This window comes from Streptomyces sp. NPDC098781 (assembly GCF_044759995.1).
Taxonomy (GTDB): Bacteria; Actinomycetota; Actinomycetes; order Streptomycetales; family Streptomycetaceae; genus Streptomyces.
In genome coordinates this window covers 220,261-243,161 of record NZ_JBIWAK010000007.1, presented here as the reverse complement: position 1 = coordinate 243,161, position 22,901 = coordinate 220,261, and the positions used below count along the sequence as shown (strand labels likewise).

General features: G+C 70.8%; 20 protein-coding genes. 12 read left to right on the top strand and 8 right to left on the bottom strand.

Annotated features, from left to right (window positions below):
• Window positions 1-83: 83 nt before the first annotated feature.
• Entirely contained in the window at window positions 84-998 is a 915-nt protein-coding gene (locus ACIQWG_RS28120) for a DMT family transporter (RefSeq protein WP_404100752.1), read from the bottom strand.
• On the opposite strand from ACIQWG_RS28120, the gene ACIQWG_RS28115 reads away from it, so the two are divergent.
• The 3 genes from ACIQWG_RS28115 to ACIQWG_RS28105 all read left to right on the top strand — a co-directional run bounded on the left by ACIQWG_RS28115 (window position 997) and on the right by ACIQWG_RS28105 (window position 3,665).
• On the top strand, window positions 997-2,430 hold the full coding sequence (locus ACIQWG_RS28115; RefSeq protein WP_404100750.1) for a PLP-dependent aminotransferase family protein: 1,434 nt from the start codon (window positions 997-999) through the stop codon (window positions 2,428-2,430). The genes ACIQWG_RS28120 and ACIQWG_RS28115 overlap by 2 nt on opposite strands.
• 51 nt (window positions 2,431-2,481) lie before the next feature.
• The gene (locus tag ACIQWG_RS28110) at window positions 2,482-2,925 is read left to right on the top strand and encodes a GNAT family N-acetyltransferase (protein ID WP_404100748.1); all 444 of its coding nucleotides are present in this window, start codon (window positions 2,482-2,484) and stop codon (window positions 2,923-2,925) included.
• A 146-nt stretch (window positions 2,926-3,071) separates the two neighbouring features.
• Window positions 3,072-3,665 (top strand): histidine phosphatase family protein, encoded by a 594-nt coding sequence (locus ACIQWG_RS28105; protein ID WP_404100746.1) that lies wholly within the window; start codon window positions 3,072-3,074, stop codon window positions 3,663-3,665.
• Here the strand turns inward: ACIQWG_RS28105 and ACIQWG_RS28100 are convergent.
• The gene (locus ACIQWG_RS28100) at window positions 3,647-4,099 is read right to left on the bottom strand and encodes a DUF6314 family protein (protein ID WP_404100744.1); all 453 of its coding nucleotides are present in this window, start codon (window positions 4,097-4,099) and stop codon (window positions 3,647-3,649) included. The two genes, ACIQWG_RS28105 and ACIQWG_RS28100, sit on opposite strands and share 19 nt — an antisense overlap.
• 125 nt (window positions 4,100-4,224) lie before the next feature.
• On the opposite strand from ACIQWG_RS28100, the gene ACIQWG_RS28095 reads away from it, so the two are divergent.
• The 7 genes from ACIQWG_RS28095 (at window position 4,225) to ACIQWG_RS28065 (ending at window position 14,333) form a co-directional block, all read left to right on the top strand.
• Window positions 4,225-6,699 carry an alpha-L-arabinofuranosidase C-terminal domain-containing protein gene (locus ACIQWG_RS28095; RefSeq protein ID WP_404100742.1) on the top strand — a complete coding sequence of 825 codons (2,475 nt, stop codon included), beginning with the start codon at window positions 4,225-4,227 and terminating at the stop codon, window positions 6,697-6,699.
• A gap of 260 nt (window positions 6,700-6,959) precedes the next feature.
• Entirely contained in the window at window positions 6,960-9,341 is a 2,382-nt protein-coding gene (locus ACIQWG_RS28090) for a phosphoketolase (RefSeq protein ID WP_404100740.1), read from the top strand.
• A gap of 155 nt (window positions 9,342-9,496) precedes the next feature.
• Entirely contained in the window at window positions 9,497-10,525 is a 1,029-nt protein-coding gene (gene argC, locus ACIQWG_RS28085; protein ID WP_404100738.1) for an N-acetyl-gamma-glutamyl-phosphate reductase, read from the top strand.
• A complete protein-coding gene (gene argJ, locus ACIQWG_RS28080) occupies window positions 10,522-11,673 on the top strand; it encodes a bifunctional glutamate N-acetyltransferase/amino-acid acetyltransferase ArgJ (protein ID WP_404100736.1) in 1,152 nt (383 codons plus the stop codon). Before argC ends, argJ begins: the two co-directional genes overlap by 4 nt.
• Window positions 11,670-12,584: an acetylglutamate kinase gene (argB, locus tag ACIQWG_RS28075; protein ID WP_404100734.1), complete on the top strand. Its 915-nt coding sequence runs from the start codon at window positions 11,670-11,672 to the stop codon at window positions 12,582-12,584. Before argJ ends, argB begins: the two co-directional genes overlap by 4 nt.
• On the top strand, window positions 12,581-13,768 hold the full coding sequence (locus tag ACIQWG_RS28070; protein ID WP_404100732.1) for an acetylornithine transaminase: 1,188 nt from the start codon (window positions 12,581-12,583) through the stop codon (window positions 13,766-13,768). Before argB ends, ACIQWG_RS28070 begins: the two co-directional genes overlap by 4 nt.
• Before the next feature lie 19 nt (window positions 13,769-13,787).
• Window positions 13,788-14,333, top strand: a complete 546-nt coding sequence (locus ACIQWG_RS28065; protein WP_194048135.1) for an arginine repressor — start codon at window positions 13,788-13,790, stop codon at window positions 14,331-14,333.
• 49 nt (window positions 14,334-14,382) lie between these two features.
• Here ACIQWG_RS28065 and ACIQWG_RS28060 read toward each other — a convergent pair whose 3' ends face one another.
• The 6 genes from ACIQWG_RS28060 to ACIQWG_RS28035 form a co-directional block, all read right to left on the bottom strand.
• Complete coding sequence (locus ACIQWG_RS28060) at window positions 14,383-15,123, bottom strand: FAD:protein FMN transferase (protein ID WP_404100730.1); 741 nt, start codon at window positions 15,121-15,123, stop codon at window positions 14,383-14,385.
• A gap of 55 nt (window positions 15,124-15,178) precedes the next feature.
• Window positions 15,179-16,264 carry an FMN-binding protein gene (locus tag ACIQWG_RS28055; protein WP_404100727.1) on the bottom strand — a complete coding sequence of 362 codons (1,086 nt, stop codon included), beginning with the start codon at window positions 16,262-16,264 and terminating at the stop codon, window positions 15,179-15,181.
• A 37-nt stretch (window positions 16,265-16,301) separates the two neighbouring features.
• A complete protein-coding gene (locus tag ACIQWG_RS28050; RefSeq protein ID WP_404100725.1) occupies window positions 16,302-17,684 on the bottom strand; it encodes a ferric reductase-like transmembrane domain-containing protein in 1,383 nt (460 codons plus the stop codon).
• Window positions 17,685-17,779: 95 nt separating this feature from the next.
• Window positions 17,780-18,481, bottom strand: coding sequence for a L,D-transpeptidase (locus tag ACIQWG_RS28045; protein ID WP_404100723.1), 702 nt, complete (start codon window positions 18,479-18,481; stop codon window positions 17,780-17,782).
• A 3-nt stretch (window positions 18,482-18,484) separates the two neighbouring features.
• Window positions 18,485-19,072, bottom strand: coding sequence for a pyridoxamine 5'-phosphate oxidase family protein (locus tag ACIQWG_RS28040; protein WP_404100721.1), 588 nt, complete (start codon window positions 19,070-19,072; stop codon window positions 18,485-18,487).
• A 117-nt stretch (window positions 19,073-19,189) separates the two neighbouring features.
• The gene (locus ACIQWG_RS28035) at window positions 19,190-20,047 is read right to left on the bottom strand and encodes a hypothetical protein (protein WP_404100719.1); all 858 of its coding nucleotides are present in this window, start codon (window positions 20,045-20,047) and stop codon (window positions 19,190-19,192) included.
• A 262-nt stretch (window positions 20,048-20,309) separates the two neighbouring features.
• On the opposite strand from ACIQWG_RS28035, the gene argH reads away from it, so the two are divergent.
• Together argH and ACIQWG_RS28025 are read left to right on the top strand one after the other, a co-directional pair.
• A complete protein-coding gene (gene argH, locus ACIQWG_RS28030) occupies window positions 20,310-21,734 on the top strand; it encodes an argininosuccinate lyase (protein WP_404100717.1) in 1,425 nt (474 codons plus the stop codon).
• Between the two features lie 157 nt (window positions 21,735-21,891).
• Window positions 21,892-22,863, top strand: coding sequence for an aldo/keto reductase (locus ACIQWG_RS28025; RefSeq protein ID WP_404100715.1), 972 nt, complete (start codon window positions 21,892-21,894; stop codon window positions 22,861-22,863).
• The last annotated feature ends 38 nt before the right edge of the window (window positions 22,864-22,901 follow it).

Below are 22,901 nucleotides of genomic sequence, written 5' to 3'. Positions count from 1 at the left end.
TCCTCACCAGGTGTGGGAGCAGCGGTCCGTGGCCTTGAGTCTACGGCGCGGAGCGGTGGTTGGAAGGGGGTCGTCAGGCCCGCTCAGCCTCGCGCCCGCTGGGTCACGGCGATACACACGAGCACCGCCGCGGCCGTCAGCGGGGCGGCCACTGTCAGGTGCTCGCCCAGTAGCAGCACCGACCACACCAGTGTGAGCAGGGGCTGGGCCAACTGCAACTGGCTGGCCTTCGGGATGCCGATGGCCGCCATGCCCCGGTACCAGACGACCATGCCGAGGAACTGGGAGCCCGCCGCGACCCACAGCAGCCCGGTCACCCCGTGCCAGGTCAGCTGCACGGGCTCGTACGACAGCGCGACCACGGCGGCCGGCACGCCGATCGGCAGACACAGCACCAGGGCCCAGCCGATCACCTGCCAGCCCGGCATGACCCGGGCCAGCCGGCCGCCCTCGGTGTAGCCGGCCGCGCACACCAGCAGCGCGGCGAAGAGATACAGGTCGGCGGTGCTGAGGGCGCCGCCGCTCTGCTGCACGGTGAAGGCGACCACCGCGGCGGCGCCCGCGAGCGCCGCCGTCCAGAAGGTGCGGGACGGGCGGGTGCCGACGCGCAGCGCGGAGAACAGGGCCGTGGTCAGGGGGAGCAGGCCGACCACCACGGCCGCGTGCGCGGTGGTGGACGTCTGGAGCGCGAGCGTCGTGAGCAGCGGGAACCCGATGACGACTCCGGCGGCGACCACCGCGAGGCCCGGCCAGTGGCGTCGGGCGGGCAGCGGTACCCGCAGCGCCAGCAGACAACTGCCCGCGATGAGAGCGGCCAGCAGGCTGCGCACGGCGACCAGGGACCAGGGGCCGAAGCCCTCCAGGCCCCAGGCGGTGGCGGGGAAGGTGAGGGAGAAGGCCGCCACACCGAGGGCGGCCTGAAGCGTGCCGAACGAGTGGCCGGTCCGACCGCTGACCGCTATCCCGGTCGGGGCGATAGCGCTACTCTGTGTTCTCATGCAAGAGCGTAGCAGTGTGGGTGACCTGGCGGAACAGCTGCGGAGAGAGCTTGACCGCTACTCTCCAGGTGGAAAGCTGCCGTCTAGCAGGGCGCTGGTCGAGCGGTTCCGGGTGAGCCCGGTGACCGTCTCCCGCGCCCTCGCCCAGCTCGCCGCCGAGGGACTCGTCGTCACCCGGCCCGGCGCCGGCGCCTTCCGGGCCCGGCCGCGCACCCCGGTCGCGGCGGCGGGGGACACCTCCTGGCAGGAGGTCGCGCTCAGCGCCGACGGGGCCGCCGACGTCGTACCGCGCACGGTGGACGCCTCCGGTGTCACGGTCTGTCTCGCCACGCCTCCGCCCGGAGTGATCGAGTTCAACGGCGGCTATCCCCACCCCACGCTCCAGCCTGAGAAGGCCATGGCCGCCGCGCTGTCCCGGGCGGGCCGCCGTCCCGGTGCCTGGGGCCGGCCGCCGCTGGAGGGGCTGCCCGAGCTGCGCGAGTGGTTCGCACGCGAGATCGGCGGCACCGTCACCGCCGCCGAGGTGCTGATCGCCGCCGGCGGCCAGTCCGCGCTGACCACCGCGCTGCGCGCGCTCGCCCCGCCCGGCGCGCCGGTGCTGGTCGAATCGCCCACCTACCCGGGCATGCTGGCCATCGCCCGCGCCGCGGGGCTGCGTCCGGTACCCGTGCCGGTGGACGCGGGCGGGGTGCGACCGGCCCTGCTCGCCGACGCGTTCCGGGCCACCGGCGCCCGGGTCTTCGTGTGCCAGCCGCTCTTCCAGAACCCGACCGGCGCCGTCCTCGCGCCCGAGCGGCGTCCGGAGGTGCTGCGCATCGCGCGGGAGGCCGGTGCCTTCGTCGTGGAGGACGACTACGTACGACGGCTGGTGCACGAGGACGCGGGCCCGCTGCCGCGTCCGCTCGCCGCCGACGACTCCGACGGCGTCGTCGTCCACGTCTCCTCGCTCACCAAGGCGACCTCGCCCAGTTTCCGGGTCGGGGCCCTCGCCGCGCGCGGACCGGTGCTGGAACGGCTGCGCGCGATCCAGATCGTCGACACCTTCTTCGTCCCCCGACCGCTCCAGGAGGCGGCCCTCGAACTGGTCGGCTCGCCCGCCTGGCCCCGGCATCTGCGCGCCCTGTCCGCCGCGCTCAGGACCCGCCGGGACGCCATGACCGCGGGCCTGCGCCTGCACCTGCCCGAACTCGCCCTCCCGCACATCCCGTCCGGCGGCTACCACCTGTGGCTGCGCCTGCCCGACGGCACCGACGAGTACGCCCTGACCTCGGCCGCCCTGCGCACCGGCGTCGCCCTCACGCCCGGCCGCCCCTACTTCAGCGCGGAGCCCCCGGCCGGCCAGATGCGGCTGAGCTTCGCGGCCGTGGCGGGGGTGGCGGAGATCGCGGAAGGGGTACGGCGGTTGCGGGCCGCCTTCGACGAGGTGCTCTAGCCCGCCGGAAACCACTCGACGTCGGTACCCCCGCCCTGCGAGCCTCGCCGTATGACCGACACCCCACCTCTCGCCGAGGGATACGAGATCTCCGTCGACCGCGACCGCATCGACCGGGAGCGGGTGCACCGGTGGCTGTCCACCGACGCGTACTGGGCGCTCGGGCGGGAGCGGGAGCAGCAGGACCGGGCGATCGACGGGTCCCTGAACTTCGGGGTGTACGACACGGTCTCCGGGGAGCAGGTGGCGTACGCCCGGGTCATCACCGACCGGGCCACCTTCGCCTGGCTGTGCGACGTGTACGTCGATCCGGCGGTGCGCGGCAAGGGGATCGGGACGGCGTTCGTCGCGGCCGTGCGGGACCATCTGCGGCCGTACGGAATGAAGCGGATCCTGCTGGCCACGCACGACGCGCACGGGGTCTACGAGAAGCTCGGGTTCGGGCCGCTGGAGAAGCCGGACCAGTGGATGGCCCTGTACTTCCGGACCTCCTAGACCCTGCCGGTGCTTGAAACTTCCAACTGCTCGATTTCGGCGGCTTGTCCGCCTGGTCCTGACCTCGGGGTAAGGATTCGCCAACCCTCGGTGACACCTGCACAACACCTCTTGACCTGCGCACTCTCGCGACACACCATCGCCGCATGTCACTTCGGGTCACGTTCGTCGCTGCCGCGCGCAGCTCCTCGCTGCTCGCGGAGCGCTTCGAGGACGACCGGCCGTTGGACCAGGCCGGCTGGGACGAGATCCAGGTCGCGGCGCGCGACCTGGTGCCGCTGGCCGCGGCCGAGCTGCGCTACTGCTCGCCCACCCCGCGCAGCCGTGCGACCGGCGACGCGCTCGGCTACGCGCCGCTGGTGCAACTGGCCCTGCGGGACTGTGACATGGGCCGCTGGCGCGGGCTGACACTGGGCGAGGCGATGGCCCGCGAGCCGGACGCGGTGGACGCCTGGCTGGCCGACCCGCGCGGCACTCCGCACGGCGGCGAGTCACTGATCGCCTTCATCTCCCGGGTCGGCGGCTGGCTCGACACCCGGCCGGTGGAGGACGGCGGCCGGATCGTCGCCGTGGCCGAGCCGTCGGTCATCCGCGCCGCGCTCGTGTACGCGCTCAAGGCGCCACCGTCGACGTACTGGAACATCGACGTACGTCCCCTGTCGACGACCACCGTCACCGGGCACGGGGGCCGCTGGAACCTCCGCTTCGACGGGGCGTCGGTTCAGCCCTCGCGGGCGTAGTCGGTGGTGAGGAGCAGATCCTTGGCCGGGCCGCGCACCCGCCACACGCTCCGCCAGTGGTCCTCGTCGAGGACGGTGAACTCGCCCCGGTAGAGGTCGGCCACGCAGGGGTGGTCCGCGATGTGGTGGCCGGACGTCAGATCCAGGTCGTGGAACGGGCGGCCGTCCGCGAAGCGCACATCCGCCGTTCCCGGTGGACTCCCGGGCAGGAAGCGCAGCGTCCGCTCGGCGGGGCGGCCGACGCCCTGCCAGACGAACAGACCGGACTCGTGGTGCAGCAGCCCGCCGTCCGGAAGCGGACCGAAAGCCGTGGTGCCGGTGAACTCGCCCGTCTCCCCGCTCGCGAGATCCCGCACGGACCGTTCGGCCCGCCAGCTCCCGGCCAGATACCGCAACGCATCCGGTACCGGCCAGAACTCGCCCGTCCGTTCCACCGCCCGACCCTTCCGACACTTTCGGAACCGCGCGACCCGTTGACGCTCCGGATTCCCCTCCCTATCTTGCCGTTCGAAGTGCTGATCAGTGTCTGATATTTCGAACAACGAGCCGCGGAGTATCCATGTCACGCACGCGCTGGAGATACGGCACAGCCGCCACCGCCCTTCTGATGGCAGCCGGCCTCGTCCCCACCACCGCCCACGCCGAGGACGTCACCGACTACTCGATCACCGTCGACCGGGCCGCCGAGGGCGCGAGGATCGACGACACGATGTACGGCGTCTTCTTCGAGGACATCAACCGGGCCGCCGACGGCGGTCTGTACGCCGAACTCGTGCAGAACCGGTCCTTCGAGTACTCCACCGCCGACAACGGCTCCTACACCCCGCTCACCTCCTGGACGGTCGAGGGCACCGCCCAGGTCGTGAACGACGCCGGCCGCCTCGACGAGCGCAACCGCAACTACCTCTCCCTCGGCGCCGGTTCGTCCGTCGTGAACGCCGGATACAACACCGGCATCCGCGTCGAGCAGGGCCAGCGGTACGACTTCTCGGTGTGGGCCCGGACCGACAGCGGTACCAGGCTGAGCGTCACCCTCAAGGACACCGCCGGCGCGCTCGCGACCACCCGCCAGGTGGCCGTACGGGGCGGCTGGGCCCAGTACAGGGCCACGTTCACCGCGACCCGCACCAGCAGCCGCGGCCGGCTCGCCGTCGCCGCCACCGACGCGACGGCCCTCGACATGGTGTCGCTGTTCCCGCGCGACACCTACAAGAACCAGCCGAACGGCCTGCGCAAGGACCTCGCCGAGAAGATCGCCGCCCTGCACCCGGGCTTTGTGCGCTTCCCAGGCGGCTGCCTGGTCAACACCGGTTCCATGGAGGGCTACAGCGAGGCCTCGGGCTGGCAGCGCAAGCGCTCCTACCAGTGGAAGGACACCGTCGGCCCGGTCGAGAAGCGCGCCACCAACGCCAACTTCTGGGGCTACAACCAGTCCTACGGCCTCGGCTACTACGAGTACTTCCGCTTCTCCGAGGACATCGGCGCCATGCCGCTGCCCGTCGTCCCGGCCCTGGTGACCGGCTGCGGCCAGAACAAGGCCGTCGACGACGAGGCGCTGCTGAAGCGGCACATCCAGGACACCCTCGACCTCATCGAGTTCGCCAACGGCCCGGCCACCTCCGAATGGGGCAAGGTGCGCGCCGGGATGGGCCACCCGAGGCCCTTCCACCTCACGCACATCGAGGTCGGCAACGAGGAGAACCTGCCCAACGAGTTCTTCACCCGCTTCCAGCGGTTCCGCACCGCGATCGAGGCGAAGTACCCGGACATCACGGTCATCTCCAACTCCGGCCCCGACGACAGCGGCACGACCTTCGACACCGCCTGGAAGCTGAACCGGGAGGCGAAGGTCGACATGGTCGACGAGCACTACTACAACAGCCCCAACTGGTTCCTCCAGAACAACGACCGCTACGACTCCTACGACCGCTCCGGCCCCAAGGTCTTCCTCGGCGAGTACGCCTCGCAGGGCAACGCCTGGAAGAACGGCCTGTCCGAAGCCGCGTTCATGACCGGCCTGGAGCGCAACGCGGACGTCGTCAAGCTGGCCTCGTACGCCCCGCTGCTCGCCAACGAGGACTACGTGCAGTGGCGGCCGGACCTGATCTGGTTCAACAACCGCGCCTCCTGGAACTCGACGAACTACGAGGTCCAGAAGCTGTTCATGAACAACGTCGGCGACCGGGTGGTCCCCTCGAAGGCCACCACCACACCGGACGTCAGCGGCCCGATCGCCGGGGCCGTCGGCCTGTCGACCTGGGCGACCAGTGCCGCCTACGACGACGTGAGGGTCACGGCGGCGGACGGCTCGACGCTGCTCGGTGACGACTTCTCCGGTGACGCCTCGCAATGGACGCACACCGGCACCGGCAGCTGGAGCGTGCAGGACGGCCAGTACGTCCAGACGGACGCCGCCGCCGAGAACACCATGGTCCAGGCCGGCGACCCGTCCTGGCATGACTACGACCTGCATGTGAAGGCCACCAAGAAGTCCGGCAAGGAGGGCTTCCTCGTCGCCTTCGGCGTCAAGGACACCGGCACCTACTACTGGTGGAACCTGGGCGGCTGGAAGAACACCCAGTCCGCCGTCGAGCAGGCCGTGGACGGCGGCAAGGGCACGCTGATCAGCAAGGCCGGGTCGATCGAGACGGGCCGCGCCTACGACATCGACATCAAGGTGCGCGGCCGCCAGGTCACCCTGTACCTGGACGGCCAGGAGTGGGGCAGCTTCACCGACGACAAGCCGGCCGAGCCGTTCCGCCAGGTCGTCACCCGCGACGCCGCCACGGGTGACCTGATCGTCAAGGTCGTCAACGCCCAGCCCTCGGCCGCCCGCACCGCCGTCGACCTGGGCGGCGCCGAGGTCGCCTCCCGGGCCCGGGTCACCACCCTGGCCGCCGACCAGGACGCGGTGAACACCGAGACGGACGCGCCGGTCACACCGGTGACGTCGACCTTCTCGGGGGTCGCCGACAAGTTCACGTACACCTTCCCGGCGAACTCGGTGACGTTCCTGAGGATCAGGCAGAGGTAACTCCGGTCGGTTCCCGCGGCGGCCCCGTCACGAGCGACGGGGCCGCCGCTCTTCTGTCTCACGCCTGGCGGAAGCACCCGGATGCATGAAGGGCAGGCCGCGGAGGTACTGGAAGGGGCGCTGCCCCACTCGGCCCGTCCGGTAGCCGTCGGGCCCGCGCGGCGGTAAGCGTGGGAGCGGCGACGACTCGTGCGGCAGTGCCGCCGTGTGGTCGCCGGTCGGCCCAGCACCGCTCGATGACCTACCCACGGAGCCCTCCGATGTCCAAGGCCGAACACCGCAACGCCACCGCACTCTCCGACGAGGAACTGCGCACCCTGGATGCCCACTGGCGTGCCGCGAACTATCTCGCCGCGGGCCAGATCTATCTGATGGCGAACCCGCTGCTGACCGAGCCCCTGACTCCCGAGCACATCAAGCCGCGGCTGCTCGGCCACTGGGGCACCTCACCGGGCCTGAACCTCGTGTACACCCACCTCAACCGGGTCATCAAGGCGCGCGGCCTCGACGCGTTGTGCGTGTGGGGGCCGGGGCACGGCGGGCCGTCGGTGCTCGCCGGCTCCTGGCTGGACGGCAGCTACAGCGAGATCTACCCGGATGTGTCGCGGGACGGCGAGGGGATGGAGCGGCTGTTCCGGCAGTTCTCCTTCCCGGGCGGTGTGCCGAGCCATGTCGCCCCGGAGGTCCCGGGGTCCATCCATGAGGGCGGTGAGCTGGGCTACTCGCTCGCCCACGCCTATGGCGCGGCCTTCGACAACCCGGGCCTGCTCGTCACCTGCGTGGTCGGCGACGGTGAGGCGGAGACCGGTCCGCTGGCCGCGTCCTGGCACTCCAACAAGTTTCTCGACCCGGTCCACGACGGCGCCGTGCTGCCGATCCTGCACCTGAACGGCTACAAGATCGCCAACCCGAGCGTGCTGTCCCGGCTGCCCGAGGCCGAACTCGACGCCCTGCTGCGGGGATACGGCCACGAGCCGGTCCATGTCAGCGGCGACGATCCGGCCGCCGTCCACCGGGCGATGGCACGCGCCCTGGACGAGGTGCTGGACCGCATCGCCCTGATGCAGCGCACCGCCCGGGAGGGTGGCGTCAGCGAGCGCGTCCACTGGCCGATGATCGTGCTGCGTACGCCGAAGGGCTGGACCGGTCCGGTCGAGGTCGACGGCCTGCCCGTGGAGGGGACGTGGCGTTCCCATCAGGTCCCGCTGGCCGGCGTGCGGGACAACCCGGAGCATCTGAGGCAGCTGGAGGCGTGGCTGCGCTCGTACCGGCCTGAGGAGCTGTTCCAGGCGGACGGCCGTCCCGTTGCCGACGTCCTGGCCTGCGTCCCCGAGGGTGCTCGGCGTCTGGGTGCCACCCCGCACGCCAACGGCGGTCTCCTCACGCGCGACCTGCCCATCCGGTCCCTCGACACCTTCGCCGTACCGGTCGACAAGCCCGGCACGACCCTGCACGAGCCGACCCGGGTCCTCGGGGATCTGCTGGAGCAGGTCATGAAGGACACCGCCGACCGGCGTGACTTCCGGCTGGTGGGCCCGGACGAGACTGCCTCCAACCGGCTCCAGGCCGTCTACGACGCCAGCGGCAAGGCCTGGCAGGCGGAGACCCTGCCGGTGGACGAGCATCTGGACCGGCACGGCCGGGTGATGGAGATCCTCTCCGAGCACATGTGCCAGGGCTGGCTGGAGGGCTACCTCCTGACCGGCCGGCACGGGCTGTTCTCGTGCTACGAGGCCTTCGTGCACATCGTCGACTCCATGGTCAACCAGCACATCAAGTGGCTGAAGACGTCCCGGCAGCTGCCCTGGCGGGCTCCCATCGCCTCCCTGAACTACCTGCTGACCTCCCACGTGTGGCGCCAGGACCACAACGGCTTCTCCCACCAGGACCCCGGCTTCGTCGACCACGTCCTCAACAAGAGCCCCGAGGTCGTACGGGTCTACCTGCCGCCGGACGCCAACACCCTTCTGTCCGTGGCCGACCACGCCCTGCGCAGCCGCGACTACGTCAACGTGATCGTCGCCGGCAAGCAGCCCTGCTTCGACTGGCTGTCCATGGACGCCGCCCGCGCCCACTGCGCCCGCGGCGCCGGCATCTGGGACTGGGCCGGAACGGAGAACGGTGACGAGCCGGACGTCGTCCTCGCCTGCGCCGGGGACGTGCCCACCCAGGAGATCCTGGCCGCCGCCCAGCTCCTGCGCCGACACCTGCCGCAACTCGCCGTCCGCGTGGTCAACGTCGTCGACATGACCCGGCTGCTGCCGCGCGAGGACCATCCGCACGGGATGACCGAGTTCGAGTACGACGGCCTGTTCACGACGGACAAGCCGGTGATCTTCGCCTACCACGGCTATCCCTGGCTGATCCACCGCCTCGCCTACAGCCGCACCGGCCACGACAACCTGCACGTGCGCGGCTACAAGGAGTCCGGCACCACGACCACACCGTTCGACATGGTCGTCCGCAACAACCTCGACCGCTACCGGCTCGTCATGGACGTCATCGACCGCGTCCCCGGCCTCGCGGTGCGTGCCGCCGCCGTACGGCAGACCATGGCCGACGCCCGCACCCGCCACCACGACTGGATCCGCGAACACGGCACCGACCTGCCCGAGGTCGCCGACTGGACCTGGAACGCCTGAGCGGCGGGCCGCATCCGCGGCTGGCGTATGGCGGGGTTGTGGCCCACCATCGGTCCTCGGCATGCGTCGATCGGTCCGGTCTCCGCATCCGGCCGAACCCGATTGCATAAAACTGCGGCGTTACGTATAGTCATGCCGTCTAGGAGGAGGAACCCATGGCGGTACGTGCGGCAGTGGCCGGAGCGAGCGGATACGCGGGCGGGGAACTGCTGCGTCTGCTCCTGGCGCACCCCGAGGTCGAGACCGGAGCCCTGACCGGCAACTCGAACGCCGGACAGCGGCTCGGTGCGCTGCAACCGCATCTGGTGCCCCTGGCCGACCGCGTGCTCCAGGAGACCACGGCCGAGGTGCTGGCAGGGCACGACGTCGTCTTCCTCGCCCTGCCGCACGGCCAGTCCGCCGCCGTCGCCGAGCAGCTCGGCCCGGAGGTGCTGGTCGTCGACATGGGTGCCGACTTCCGGCTGAAGGACGCGGGGGACTGGGAGACGTTCTACGGCTCCCCGCACGCCGGCACCTGGCCGTACGGGCTCCCCGAACTTCCGGGTGCCCGCGCCGCGCTGGAGGGGTCCAAGCGCATCGCGGTACCCGGTTGCTACCCGACCGCCGTGTCGCTGGCCCTCTTCCCGGCCTACACCGCCGGCCTCGCCGAGCCCGAGGCCGTGATCGTCGCCGCCTCCGGGACGTCGGGCGCGGGCAAGGCGCTCAAGCCGCATCTGCTGGGCAGCGAGGTCATGGGCTCCATGTCGCCGTACGGCGTCGGTGGCGGCCACCGGCACACGCCCGAGATGATCCAGAACCTCAGCGCGGCCGCGGGCGAGCGGGTCTCCGTCTCCTTCACGCCGACCCTCGCCCCGATGCCGCGCGGCATCCTCGCCACCTGCACCGCGTCCGCGAGGCCGGGGGTCACCGGCGAGGCCGTGCGCGCCGCCTACGAGAAGGCGTTCGCCGACGAACCCTTCGTCCACCTGCTCCCCGAGGGCCAGTGGCCGGCCACGGCGTCCGTCTACGGTTCGAACGCAGTTCAGGTCCAGGTCGCTTTCGACGCCGCCGCGAACCGCATCATCGCGATCAGCGCCATCGACAACCTGACCAAGGGGACGGCCGGCGGCGCCGTCCAGAGCATGAACATCGCCCTCGGGTTTCACGAGAACACCGGGCTTTCCACGATCGGAGTCGCACCGTGAGCGTCACGGCAGCCAAGGGATTCACGGCGGCGGGCATCGCCGCCGGGATCAAGGAGAACGGCAATCCGGACCTGGCCCTCGTGGTCAACAACGGGCCCCGCCGCTCCGCCGCGGGCGTCTTCACCTCCAACCGCGTCAAGGCCGCGCCGGTGCTGTGGTCCGAGCAGGTCCTCAAGGGCGGCCAGGTGTCGGCCGTCGTCCTCAACTCCGGCGGCGCCAACGCCTGCACCGGACCCAAGGGCTTCCAGGACACGCACGCCACCGCCGAGAAGGCCGCCGAGGTCCTGGGCCGGGGCGCGATCGAGGTCGCCGTGTGCTCGACCGGCCTCATCGGTGTGCTGCTGCCCATGGACAAGCTGCTCCCCGGCGTCGAGACCGCCGCTGAGCAGCTTTCCGAGCACGGTGGCGAGAAGGCCGCCATCGCCATCAAGACCACCGACACCGTCCACAAGACGTCCGTCGTGACCAAGGACGGCTGGACCGTGGGCGGGATGGCGAAGGGCGCCGGCATGCTCGCCCCCGGCCTCGCCACCATGCTCGTCGTCCTCACCACCGACGCCGCCCTCGACAGCGACGTACTGGACAAGGCGCTCCGGGCGGCCACCCGCACGACCTTCGACCGCGTCGACTCCGACGGCTGCATGTCCACCAACGACACCGTGCTGCTGCTCGCCTCCGGCGCGGCCGAAGTCACCCCGGGGTACGAGGAGTTCGCCGAGGCGGTACGGCAGGTGTGCGACGACCTCGGTCAGCAGCTGATCCGGGACGCCGAGGGCGCCAGCAAGGACATCAAGGTCGAGGTGATCAACGCCGCGACCGAGGACGACGCCGTCGAGGTGGGACGGTCCATCGCCCGCAACAACCTCCTCAAGTGCGCCATCCACGGCGAGGACCCCAACTGGGGCCGTGTCCTGTCCGCGATCGGCACGACGGCCGCCGCCTTCGAGCCCGACCAGCTGAACGTCGCCATCAACGGCGTCTGGGTGTGCAAGAACGGCGGGGTGGGCGAGGACCGCGAGAAGGTCGACATGCGCTACCGCGAGGTGCACATCGTGGCCGACCTCGCCGCCGGCTCCGAGACCGCGACCATCTGGACCAACGACCTCACCGCCGACTACGTCCACGAGAACAGCGCCTACTCCTCATGAGCAACCCACCCGCGCGCAAGCACACCGCGCTCCCCAAGGCCCAGATCCTCATCGAGGCGCTGCCCTGGCTGGTCCGGCACAACGGCAAGACCGTCGTCATCAAATTCGGCGGCAACGCCATGGTCGACGAGGAACTGAAGGCCGCGTTCGCCCAGGACGTCGTGTTCCTGCACCACGCCGGCCTCAAGCCGGTCGTCGTGCACGGCGGCGGCCCGCAGATCAGCGCCGCCCTCGACAAGCACGGCATCGTCAGCGAGTTCAAGGCGGGGCTCCGGGTCACCACCGAGGACGCCATGGACGTCGTACGGATGGTGCTGGCCGGACAGGTCCAGCGTGAACTGGTCGGGCTGCTCAATCAGCACGGCCCGCTGGCCGTCGGCCTGACCGGCGAGGACGCGCACACCATCACCGCCACCCGGCACCAGCCCCAGATCGACGGCGAACTCGTCGACATCGGGCGGGTCGGCGAGATCACCGACATCGACACGGGCGCGATCGAGGCCCTGCTGGCCGACGGCCGGATCCCGGTCGTCTCGTCGATCGCCCGAAGCCAGGACGACCACCATGTCTACAACGTCAATGCTGATACGGCGGCTGCGGCACTCGCTGCTGCGCTGGGCGCCGAAACCCTCATGGTCCTCACGGACGTCGAGGGCCTCTACGAGGACTGGCCCCACTCCGACGAGGTGATCAGCCGCCTCACCGCCACCCAGCTGGAGAAGCTGCTGCCCGATCTGAGCTCCGGCATGGTGCCGAAGATGGAGGGCTGTCTGCACGCCGTCCGCAATGGCGTGACGACCGCCCGCGTCATCGACGGCCGGGTCCAGCACTCGATCCTGCTGGAGATCTTCACCGACGAGGGAATCGGCACGATGGTCGTGCCGGACGCGCCAGAGGGGGACGCCGAATGACCGGGAATCAGGAGTACGCCCAGCGGTGGCAGGGCTCGCTGATGAACAACTACGGCACCCCGCGGCTGCCGCTCGTGCGCGGTGCGGGCCTGAAGGTCTGGGACGCCGACGGCAAGCAGTACCTCGACTTCGTCGGCGGGATCGCGACCAACGCGCTGGGCCACGCCCACCCCGCGATCGTCGAGGCCGTGAGCACGCAGATCGCGTCCCTCGGCCACATCTCCAACTTCTTCATGGCCGAGCCGACCCTCGCCCTCGCCGAACGGCTGCTGGAGCTCTTCGGGCGGGACGGCAAGGTCTTCTTCTGCAACTCCGGCGCCGAGGCCAACGAGGCCGCGTTCAAGATCGGCCGGCTCACCGGGCGGACCCATGTCGTCGCCACCGAGGGCGGCTTCCACGGCCGCACGATGGGCGCCCTCGCGATGACCGGTCAGCCCGCCAAGCAGGAACCCTTCCGTCCGCTGCCCGGTGACGTCACGCATGTGCCGTACGGCGACGCGCAGGCGCTGGCCGCGGCGGTGACGGAGGAGACGGCTCTGGTGATCATCGAGCCGGTCCAGGGCGAGAACGGCGTCGTGGTCCCGCCGCCCGGCTATCTCAAGGCGGCGCGGGCGATCACCGCCGCCACCGGCGCCCTGCTGGTCCTGGACGAGGTGCAGACCGGTGTCGGCCGCACCGGTCACTGGTTCGCCTACCAGGCCCACGAGGGCGTCCTGCCGGACGTCGTCACCCTCGCCAAGCAGCTCGGCGGCGGGCTGCCGCTGGGCGCGACGGTCGCCTTCGGGCGGGCGGCGGAGCTGCTCCAGCCCGGTCAGCACGGGACGACCTTCGGCGGCAACCCGGTCGCGTGCGCGGCCGGACTGGCGGTTCTCGACACGATCGAGAACGAAGGGTTGCTGGAGAACGTCAAGCAGCAGAGCGAGAAGTTGCGCGACGGAATCGACGCTCTTGGCCACCCGTTGATCGATTATGTCCGGGGCGCGGGCCTGCTCCTGGGTATCGTGCTCACCGAGCCGCTCGCCGCCAAGGTGCAGCAGGCAGCTCAGGACGCCGGTTTCCTGGTGAACGCGCCCGCCCCCGATGTCGTACGGCTCATGCCGCCGCTGAACCTCGGAGACGATGAAGTGGAGGCGCTTCTTCAGGGGCTTCCCGGCATCCTTGACGTGGCCGACGGGGACGGATGATCCGGGGAATGAGACGACGATGAGTCAGGCGCAGGACCACGAGCACAACGGGGCCGCCGGGCCTGCCGTGCCGCAGACCCGCACCGCGCGCCACCGCCGGATCGTGGACATCCTCAACCGGCAGCCGGTGCGGTCGCAGAGTCAGCTGGCCAAGCTGCTCGCGGACGACGGGCTGAGCGTCACTCAGGCGACGCTCTCCCGGGATCTGGACGAGCTGAACGCGGTGAAGATCCGTAACAACGACGGCGACCTGATCTACGCGGTGCCGAGCGAGGGCGGGTTCCGTACGCCTCGGGCGCCGCTGGGGGAGTCGGCGAAGGAAGAGCGGATGCGGCGGCTGTCGCAGGAACTGCTCATCTCCGCGGAGGCATCGGCGAATCTCGTGGTGCTGCGTACCCCTCCGGGGGCGGCGCAGTTTCTTGCGTCGGCCATCGACCAGGCCGAGTTGCAGGACATTCTGGGGACGATCGCCGGTGACGACACCTTGCTGCTGATCAGTCGGAATCCCACGGGCGGTCAGGCCTTGGCCGATCATCTGCTCCGGTTGGCTCAGAACGGCCACTGAGTGCGGAGCCGCAGGCCGGCACAGCCCCGGTGCCCCTGAGGTGGCTCGCTCACCCGAGTCGAGCCGCCAAGCCTCCTGTGCAGCGAACCTCGTCGCCGGCTGTGATCAGCAGTGCCTCCACCTCCGGAAGCGACTCCAGCCACCGCAACCCCTGCCGTGAGCCCATCGCGAACGCCGCCGTCGCCCAGCAGTCGGCCCAGGTCAGTCGGGGGGCCACCACCGTCACCGCGACCAGGTCCGTCACCGCTGAGCGGCCCGTGCGGGGGTCCACGATGTGGGTGCCGCGTTCCGCCGTACCGGAGGTGGCCACCGCCAGTTCGTCGAGGCCGGCGGCGGAGATGACCGCCGCGAGGCCACCCGGGCGCAACGGGTCGGACACGCCCACCCGCCACGGGCGCTCCGGGCCCGGCACCCCCAGCAACTGCACGTCGCCGCCGCCGTTCACGCTCACCCCGGTCACGCCCGGGACGTCCGCGAGCGCACGTGCCGCCCGCTCGACCGACCAGCCCTTGACGATGCCCGTCGGGTCGAGACGGCCCTCGTACGTCGTGCTGAACCAGCCCTCGCTGAGCCGTTCCGCCTCGGCGCCCAGGTCGAGGACCTCGGCGACCTCCGCCGCACAGTCGCCGACGGTCAGCTCGCCGCGCACCAGGCGGGATATCTCGCTGTCGTCCCGGTAGGTGCTGAACACCTCGTCGACCCGGTGCAGCCCGGCGACCGCCTCTTCCAGTGCCGTCTGCACGACACCGGTGTCCCCGCCGCGGACGTCGAAGGAGAAGACCGTCCCCATGACCTCCTCCGCCCGACGTACCGCGGCGGGAGCCTCTGTCGGTTCCACCACCGTGTCAGCCACCGGCCTGGTCCAGGGCCGACTGGAGTGATTCCTTGTAGCCGGCGCTGGTGTAGGTGGCGCCGGAGACCGCGTCGATGTCGGCGCTGCCGGCGGCTACGGCGGCTTGGTTGAGTTTGGGTACGGCGTTGGCGGTGACCTGGTCGCTCTGGCCGCCCTTGGGTGTCTGGACGGCTTCGGCCTTGGTGATCTTTCCGCCGCTGACGGTGATGCGGACCTGGACCGGCCCGTACTGGGTCTGGGAGACACCGCCGGTGACGGTACGGGCCTGCGCGGCACCCGACCCCTGCGAACCGGACCCCTGCGATTCCTGCGAGCCTTGCGACGAGCCCGCGCTCGCCTTCGCCTTGTCGATCGCCGACTGGAGTGATTCCTTGTAGCCGGCGCTGGTGTACGTCGCCCCGGAGACCGCGTCGATGTCCGCGCTGCCGGCGGTTACGGCGGCTTGGTTGAGTTTGGGTACGGCGTTGGCGGTGACCTGGTCGCTCTGGCCGCCCTTGGGTGTCTGGACGGCTTCGGCCTTGGTGATCTTCCCGCCGCTGACGGTGATCCGGACCTGGACCGGCCCGTACTGGGTCTGGGCGACAGCGCCTGTCACCGTGGCTGCCTGGGCGGCGCCCGAACCCTGCGAGCCCGCGCTCGCCTTCGCCTTGTCGATCGCCGACTGGAGGGACTTCTTGTAGCCGGCGCTGGTGTACGTCGCCCCGGACACCGCGTCGATGTCCGCGCTCTGCGCGGCGAGCGCCGCCTGGTTGAGCTTCGGCACGGCGTTCGCGGTGATCTGGTCGCTCTGGCCGCCCTTGGGGGCCTGGACGGCCGCCGCCTGGATGATCTTTCCGTTGTCCAGGGTCAGCCGGACCTGCACGGCACCGTACTGGGTCTGCGCCGCGTCACCGGTGATCGTGCCGGACCCGGCGGCCTCGGCGCCGCCCTGGGCCGAGGCCGCCGGTGGTGCGCCGACGCCCGCCGCCTGTGCGGAACCCGGGTCGGACGCCGGCTTCAGCGACAGCAGCAGCACGATCCCGGACACGGTGGCGGCGCCCGCCAGCACGACCCGCCGGATGGGATGACTCTTCCTCATCGGTCCTACAGCTCCTGGAGTCTTGAAGTCCCGTCGCTCACATCTCGAACGACTCGTGATGGATACGGCGGGCAGGGACACCCGCGCCGCGCAGTGCTTCGTAGACGGACTGTGCGAAGCCGGCCGGCCCGCACATGAACACGTCGTGGTCGTCGATGTCGGGCAGCTTCTGCTTCAGCCGTTCCGCGGAGATGTCGGGCCGCTCGCCGTCGGGGCTGTTGACCGCGTACATCAGCCGGGCACCGCGCTCGTCGGCGATGGCCGCGAGCTCGTCCCACAGCGCCAGATCCTGGGTGCTGTTGGCCCGGTAGAGCAGGGTGATGTCACCGGACGCGCCGGGCAGTGTCTCGAACAGGGCCCGCATCGGCGTGATCCCGACGCCGCCCGCCACCAGCAGCACCTTGCCCCGGCTGCGGCGCTGGGCGGTCAGGGCGCCGTACGGGCCCTCGGCCCACACCTTGGTGCCGGGCTTGAGGTCACGCAGCCGGGACGTGTGGTCGCCGATCGCCTTGACGGTGATGCGCAGCATGTCGGGTCGGGGCGCCGCCGACAGCGAGTAGGGGTGGGAGCTGAACCGCATGCCCGGCGCCTTGAACCGCCACCGGAAGAACTGCCCGGCCTGCGCCCCCATGCGATGCAGCTTGCGCCCGCCGATCAGCACCGACACGATGCCCGGCGTCTCCTCGATGACCGCCTCCACGTACATCCGGTGCCGCAGATTGAGGCGGATCGGGGTGAGGACCCGGTACCAGACGACGGCCGCGGTCACGGCGCCGTAGAGCCCGTACCAGAAGGTCTTCGCGGCGGGCTCGACGGCGAACTCGTTGCCGGTGGAGATCTGGTGCCAGAACGTCAGGTACACCGCCGCGTACGTCAGCAGGTGCACGTGGTACCAGGTGTCGTACGGGATGCGCCGGCGGATGCCCCCGATCGAGATGAACGCGATGAGGAACAGCAGACCGGTGCCGATGGCCGCCTTGCCCATGTCCGGCAGTGTGTTGACCGAGTCGATCGTCTGCTGGACGACGTCACCGAGGGTCTTGCCGGCCTGGAGCGCGTACGCCCACATGGTGAGGAACACATGCGCGATGACCAGGCAGATCGTGTACCGGCCGCTCATCGCGTGCCAGCGCGCCACCCGGTCCGAGCCCACCCGCCGCTCCAGCGCGGGCACCCGTGCCATCTGGAGCACCACCAGCGCCATCAGATAGCCGGCCAGCAGACCGGTGATCCGGCCCGCCGCGAGGATCTTGGCCGTGTTGTCGGCGAGGGACGGCGTGTTGTCCCACCACAGCCACAGCACCGCCGCCGCGCCCGCCCACAGGGCGATCACCAACGGTACGGCCGGGGAGCGGCGCGGACGGATGCGGCGCATCGTCTGGCGTCGGGCGGCACGGCCGCCCGCGAGCGTGGTGGTCACGGTTCCTCCGGGGACGGGAGCAAGGGGAGTGCGTGGGCGTGGTCCCTTGGCCCAGAGATACGTGCGGGGAGGTCCGTGTGTTCAGTCGTCCGCGATCAGTACCGGGTGATGGCCGTCGGCCCGCTCGCCGTCCCGATCGCGATGTGCGGCCTGTGCCCCGGAACCGCCCACTTGAGGATCCGCCGCATCGCGTCCGCGGGGACCGACACACAACCGGCCGTCGCCCCGCGCCCCTTCACATGGAGGAAGATTCCGGCGCCGCGCCGCTGGACCGGGTGCTCGTAGTTGAAGCCGATGACCAGCGCGTGCGCGTAGAGCGCCCCGTAGGAGACCAGGTGCTCGGACTCGGCGGCCCGGCAGTCGCGCGCCAGTGGCTCGCTCCAGCGGTTGTACGCGCGCGAGTCGTTGTCCTGGCACCACCAGGAGTCCTGGTGGACACGGCGGTACTTGTACGTCGTCCCGCTCGGCGCCGCCTTGATGCCGAAGGCGTACGGCAGCCCGTACAGCCCCGTCGGCGTGGTGTTCGTGCTCTGCTTGCGCTTCGCCCCCTCGACGAGCCCCTTCGCGCCGAAGCGGGCCGGCGCCGAACCCGCCCGCACCCACCGCCCGTCGACCCGGTCCCACCACGTGACCGTCCCCGACGTCGAGCCCGGCTTGGGTGCCACGGCGGTGATCAGCTGGCTGCCGCCCCCGGTGTCGGCCATCCGCGCGGGCAGCGGCTGAGGCGGCCCGCCGGCCGGCGCGGCGCCGAGCAGGAGGAGGGACACGGACGCTAGGGCGAGGACACCGGGGCGCATGGCTCAGACGCTAGACGGGGGCAGCGGCAACGGCAGCCCGGGCAGCCCGTCCAGGCTCGTCGCGATGTACTCCTTCCTGGTGAAGTACGCGCTGAGCGAGTCGTCGTCCTCCCTGGCGAACCGCTTGCCGTGCAGATCGCGGTCCTCGTCGTACGTCATCAGGGGGACGGCGTAGCCGCAGGAGTCGCGCACGTGCTCGGCCCGTACCACGATGATCGCGCGCAGCCCGTGCGAGGACGGGTCGATGTCGGGGAAGTGCGCGAGCAGTTCCCCGAACCGTGGGTCGTCGCGGAAGACGGCCTCGCCGCGGCCGTGCACCCGGACGATGTTGGGCGGGCCCTGGAAGGCGCACCACATGAGGGTGATCCGGCCGTTCTCCCGCAGATGGGCGACGGTCTCGGCGTTGGAGCCGGCGAAGTCGAGGTAGGCCAGCGTGAGTTCGTCGAGGATCACGAAGGAGCCCTTGAGGCCCTTGGGGGAGAGGTTGACCGTCCCGTCGGCCGACAGGGGAGCGGTCGCGGTGAAGAAGAGCGGCTGCTTCTCGATGAAGGTGCGGAGCCTGCCGTCGATGCGTTCATAGGTTTTTCCCACGTCCACCGAGTATGGACGTGGATCGTTCGCGTGTCTAAGGAATTGCCGGGTCCAGTCGGTGTCACCATGGCCGCCCCGGCCGGCGTGCCAACGGGGCGGCCATGGCTGCCTGTCACGTCACCGGGTGAGCGTGCAGGCGGCCAGGGAGCCGAGCCCCTGCGGCTTGGCCGCCGTACGGCCGATGGAGATGGCGATGCGGTCGATCGTCGACACCCGCTTGTCCTTCAGCGGGCCGAGGATCGCGTTCTGGACGAAGTTGGGCCCGCCCTGGCCGACCGAGGAGGCGAGTCGGTTGTTCGCCTCCTGGATCTGGGTGTTGAGGAGGGCGAGGTTGCGGTCGACCTCGGCCTTCGCGGTCGCGGGGACGGCCGGGAGCTTCGACTTCACGTCCGGGCAGGAGATGGCCCCGGCGGCGTTGCCCTTACCCGTGTTGCCGGCATTGCCGGCATTGCCGGCGTTTGCGCTGTTCCCTGTGTTGCCGCCTGCCTGCTGGGTCGGGGTCGCGGCGGCCGCGCTCCCGTTCGCATTGAGGGTGCACGGCGCCAGCGCGTCCAGGCCCTGCGGTCTGGCGGCCGTGCGCCCGATGGCCGTCGCCATGCGGTTGATCGTCGCCACCCGCTTGTCCTTGAGGGGGCCGAGGATGGCGTTCTGGACGAAGTTGGGCCCGCCCTGGCCCACGGTGTCGACCAGTCGCTTGTTCGCTTCCTGGATCTGGGTGTTGAGCAGCGCGAGGTTGCGGTCGACCTCGGCCTTCGCCGTCGCGGGGACCGCCGGGAGCTTCGACTTCACGTCGGGGCAGGAGACGGTGCCGGGCCCGGCCAGGGTCCGGGCGTTCGTGCCGCCGCTCTTCGAAGACGCCGTGGTCTCCCCGGCGAGCGCGAAACCGGCGATCACCGTGCCGGACAGCGCCACCGCGGCGGCGCCGCCGATGAACGCGACGCGGCGCTTGTTGTACTTCGGAAGAGCCCTGGACATGCGGATGCCTCACTCGGGTCGGGGGGTGTCGTCGTTTACAAACGCGGCGCCTGCGTTCGGCGAGAGATACGGGTAAGCGGTTTCTCGCGTTCAAAGAGTGTCCCGATTTCCGGCCCGGCCGAAGTCGGATTGACGAATCATGCAGAGCTCTGCATACTCATGCAATAGATGTGTGGCGGCGCGCATCAGCCTGACGGCCGCCTCCCCGTTCACGCCACGGGGAGGCGGTGCCACACCCGGACCCTCCCGAGGAGCACAGCGAGTGAGCAGCAACAGCGGTGACGTACGGCTCTGGGGCGGCCGTTTCGCAGACGGTCCCGCCGAGGCCCTGGCCAAGCTGTCCGCGTCCGTCCACTTCGACTGGCGGCTGGCGCCCTACGACATCGCCGGTTCGCGTGCCCACGCGCGCGTGCTGCACAAGGCGGGCCTGCTCACCGAGGACGAGCTCCAGCGCATGATCGCCGGGCTGGACCGGCTGGAGGCGGACGTCGCGTCCGGCGACTTCGTGGGCACGATCGCCGACGAGGACGTGCACACCGCCCTGGAGCGCGGCCTGCTGGAGCGCCTCGGCCCCGACCTCGGCGGCAAGCTGCGCGCGGGCCGCTCCCGCAACGACCAGGTGGCGACCCTCTTCCGGATGTATCTGCGCGACCATGCCCGGATCATCGGCGGTCTGATCGCCGACCTCCAGGACGCGCTGGTGGGCCTGGCCGAGGCCCACCCGGACGTGGCGATGCCCGGCCGCACCCACCTCCAGCACGCCCAGCCGGTGCTCTTCGCCCACCATGTCCTGGCGCACGTCCAGTCCCTGTCCCGGGACGCCGAGCGGTTGCGCCAGTGGGACGAGCGCACCGCGGTCTCCCCGTACGGCTCCGGAGCCCTGGCCGGCTCCTCCCTCGGCCTGGACCCGGAGGCGGTCGCCAAGGACCTCGGCTTCGAGCACGGCTCCGCCGCCAACTCGATCGACGGCACGGCCTCACGGGACTTCGCCGCCGAGTTCGCCTTCATCACCGCGATGATCGGGGTGAACCTCTCCCGGATCGCCGAGGAGGTCATCATCTGGAACACGAAGGAGTTCTCCTTCGTGACCCTGCACGACGCGTTCTCCACCGGCTCGTCGATCATGCCGCAGAAGAAGAACCCGGACATCGCCGAGCTGGCGCGCGGCAAGTCCGGCCGTCTGATCGGCAACCTGACGGGCCTGATGGCCACCCTCAAGGCGCTGCCGCTCGCCTACAACCGCGACCTCCAGGAGGACAAGGAGCCGGTCTTCGACTCCTGCGACCAATTGGAGGTCCTGCTCCCCGCCTTCACCGGCATGATGGCCACCCTCACCATCCACCGCGAGCGCATGGAGGAACTGGCCCCGGCCGGCTTCTCCCTTGCCACCGACATCGCCGAGTGGCTGGTCAAGCAGGGCGTCCCGTTCCGTGTCGCGCACGAGGTCGCCGGCGAGTGCGTCAAGGTCGCCGAGGCCGAGGGCAAGGAACTGGACGGCCTGACGGACGAGCAGTTCGCGAAGATCTCGGCCCATCTGACGCCCGAAGTGCGGACGGTGCTCAACGTGCCGGGCGCGCTCGCCTCGCGCAACGGCCGTGGCGGCACGGCGCCGAGCGCGGTGGCCGTCCAGCTGGCAGAGGTGAAGCAGGACGTCGCGGCCCAGCACCGGTGGGCGAATCGCTCGTAGGGGCGCGGGGCTCGGGGCTCGGGGCGCGGGATGTGCGCGACAGGCCACCGCGTCCGCGCACTCGCCGAACTGCCGCACAGCCCGATCTCCGAGGCGAAGGTCATCACGGGTTACGTTGGTCGCAAGCCGTACCGGAACCGACCGAACGGAGCCCGCGATGCCCTTCGCCCGACTGGCAACAGCGACGACCCCCACCTGCCACATCGGACTCGGCCTCGCAGCCGTCGGCCGCCCCGGCTACATCAACCTCGGCCGGGACGAGGACCTCGGCGAGGCCCGGGGCGTCGAGGCCCTGCGCGACCGGACCCACGAACTCCTCGACGCCGCCTACGCGCAGGGCGTCCGCTACTTCGACGTCGCTCGCTCCTACGGTCGTTCCGAGGAGTTCCTCGCGGACTGGCTCAACGCGAACCCCGGCCGGGACGACGTGGTCGTCGGCAGCAAATGGGGCTACACCTACACCGCCGACTGGTCGACCGACGCCGAGACGCACGAGGTCAAGGACCACGGCCTCGCGACCTACGAGCGCCAGCGCGCCGAGTCCGACGACCTCCTCGGCGACCGCCTCGACCTCTACCAGATCCACTCGGTGACCCCGGACAGCCCCGCCCTCACCGACAAGGACCTCCACGCGAGGCTCGCCGAAGCCGCGGCGCAGGGCCTCACCATCGGCTTCTCCACCAGCGGCCCCGCCCAGGCCGACGCCGTCCGTGCCGCCCTGGCCGTGACCGTCGACGGCGAGCCCCTCTTCCGCACCGTCCAGTCGACGTACAACGCCCTGGAGACCTCCGCCGCCCCCGCACTCGCCGAGGCCCACGACGCCGGGCTCACGGTGATCGTCAAGGAGGGCATGGCCAACGGGCGGCTCGCGGACCCGTACGCCCCGGACGCGCTGAAGGCCGTGGCCGCGCGGACGGACCTGGGCTGTGACGCCGTCGCCCTCGCGCTGATCCTGCGCCAACCCTGGGCCGGCGTGGTCCTCTCCGGCGCCGCGACGACCGTACAGCTCGCGTCCAACCTGCACGCCGCCGCCGTGGACCTCGACGAGGAGCAGCTGGAGCGGCTGGCCACGCTGACGGAGGAGCCGGGCGCGTACTGGGAGCGGCGCGGTCGGCTGCCCTGGCACTGATCCACCCCTGTCGATCACCCCTATTGATCACTCCTGTT

Bases quoted from the DNA above. Each gene is read 5' to 3' on its own strand.
- ACIQWG_RS28115 (WP_404100750.1), top strand. From the start codon at position 997: ATGCAAGAGCGTAGCAGTGTGGGTGACCTGGCGGAACAGCTGCGGAGA.
- ACIQWG_RS28120 (WP_404100752.1), bottom strand. From the start codon at position 998: ATGAGAACACAGAGTAGCGCTATCGCCCCGACCGGGATAGCGGTCAGC.
- ACIQWG_RS28110 (WP_404100748.1), top strand. From the start codon at position 2,482: ATGACCGACACCCCACCTCTCGCCGAGGGATACGAGATCTCCGTCGAC.
- ACIQWG_RS28105 (WP_404100746.1), top strand. From the start codon at position 3,072: ATGTCACTTCGGGTCACGTTCGTCGCTGCCGCGCGCAGCTCCTCGCTG.
- ACIQWG_RS28095 (WP_404100742.1), top strand. From the start codon at position 4,225: ATGTCACGCACGCGCTGGAGATACGGCACAGCCGCCACCGCCCTTCTG.
- ACIQWG_RS28090 (WP_404100740.1), top strand. From the start codon at position 6,960: ATGTCCAAGGCCGAACACCGCAACGCCACCGCACTCTCCGACGAGGAA.
- argC (WP_404100738.1), top strand. From the start codon at position 9,497: ATGGCGGTACGTGCGGCAGTGGCCGGAGCGAGCGGATACGCGGGCGGG.
- argB (WP_404100734.1), top strand. From the start codon at position 11,670: ATGAGCAACCCACCCGCGCGCAAGCACACCGCGCTCCCCAAGGCCCAG.
- ACIQWG_RS28070 (WP_404100732.1), top strand. From the start codon at position 12,581: ATGACCGGGAATCAGGAGTACGCCCAGCGGTGGCAGGGCTCGCTGATG.
- ACIQWG_RS28065 (WP_194048135.1), top strand. From the start codon at position 13,788: ATGAGTCAGGCGCAGGACCACGAGCACAACGGGGCCGCCGGGCCTGCC.
- ACIQWG_RS28060 (WP_404100730.1), bottom strand. From the start codon at position 15,123: ATGGGGACGGTCTTCTCCTTCGACGTCCGCGGCGGGGACACCGGTGTC.
- ACIQWG_RS28055 (WP_404100727.1), bottom strand. From the start codon at position 16,264: ATGAGGAAGAGTCATCCCATCCGGCGGGTCGTGCTGGCGGGCGCCGCC.
- ACIQWG_RS28045 (WP_404100723.1), bottom strand. From the start codon at position 18,481: ATGCGCCCCGGTGTCCTCGCCCTAGCGTCCGTGTCCCTCCTCCTGCTC.
- ACIQWG_RS28035 (WP_404100719.1), bottom strand. From the start codon at position 20,047: ATGTCCAGGGCTCTTCCGAAGTACAACAAGCGCCGCGTCGCGTTCATC.
- ACIQWG_RS28025 (WP_404100715.1), top strand. From the start codon at position 21,892: ATGCCCTTCGCCCGACTGGCAACAGCGACGACCCCCACCTGCCACATC.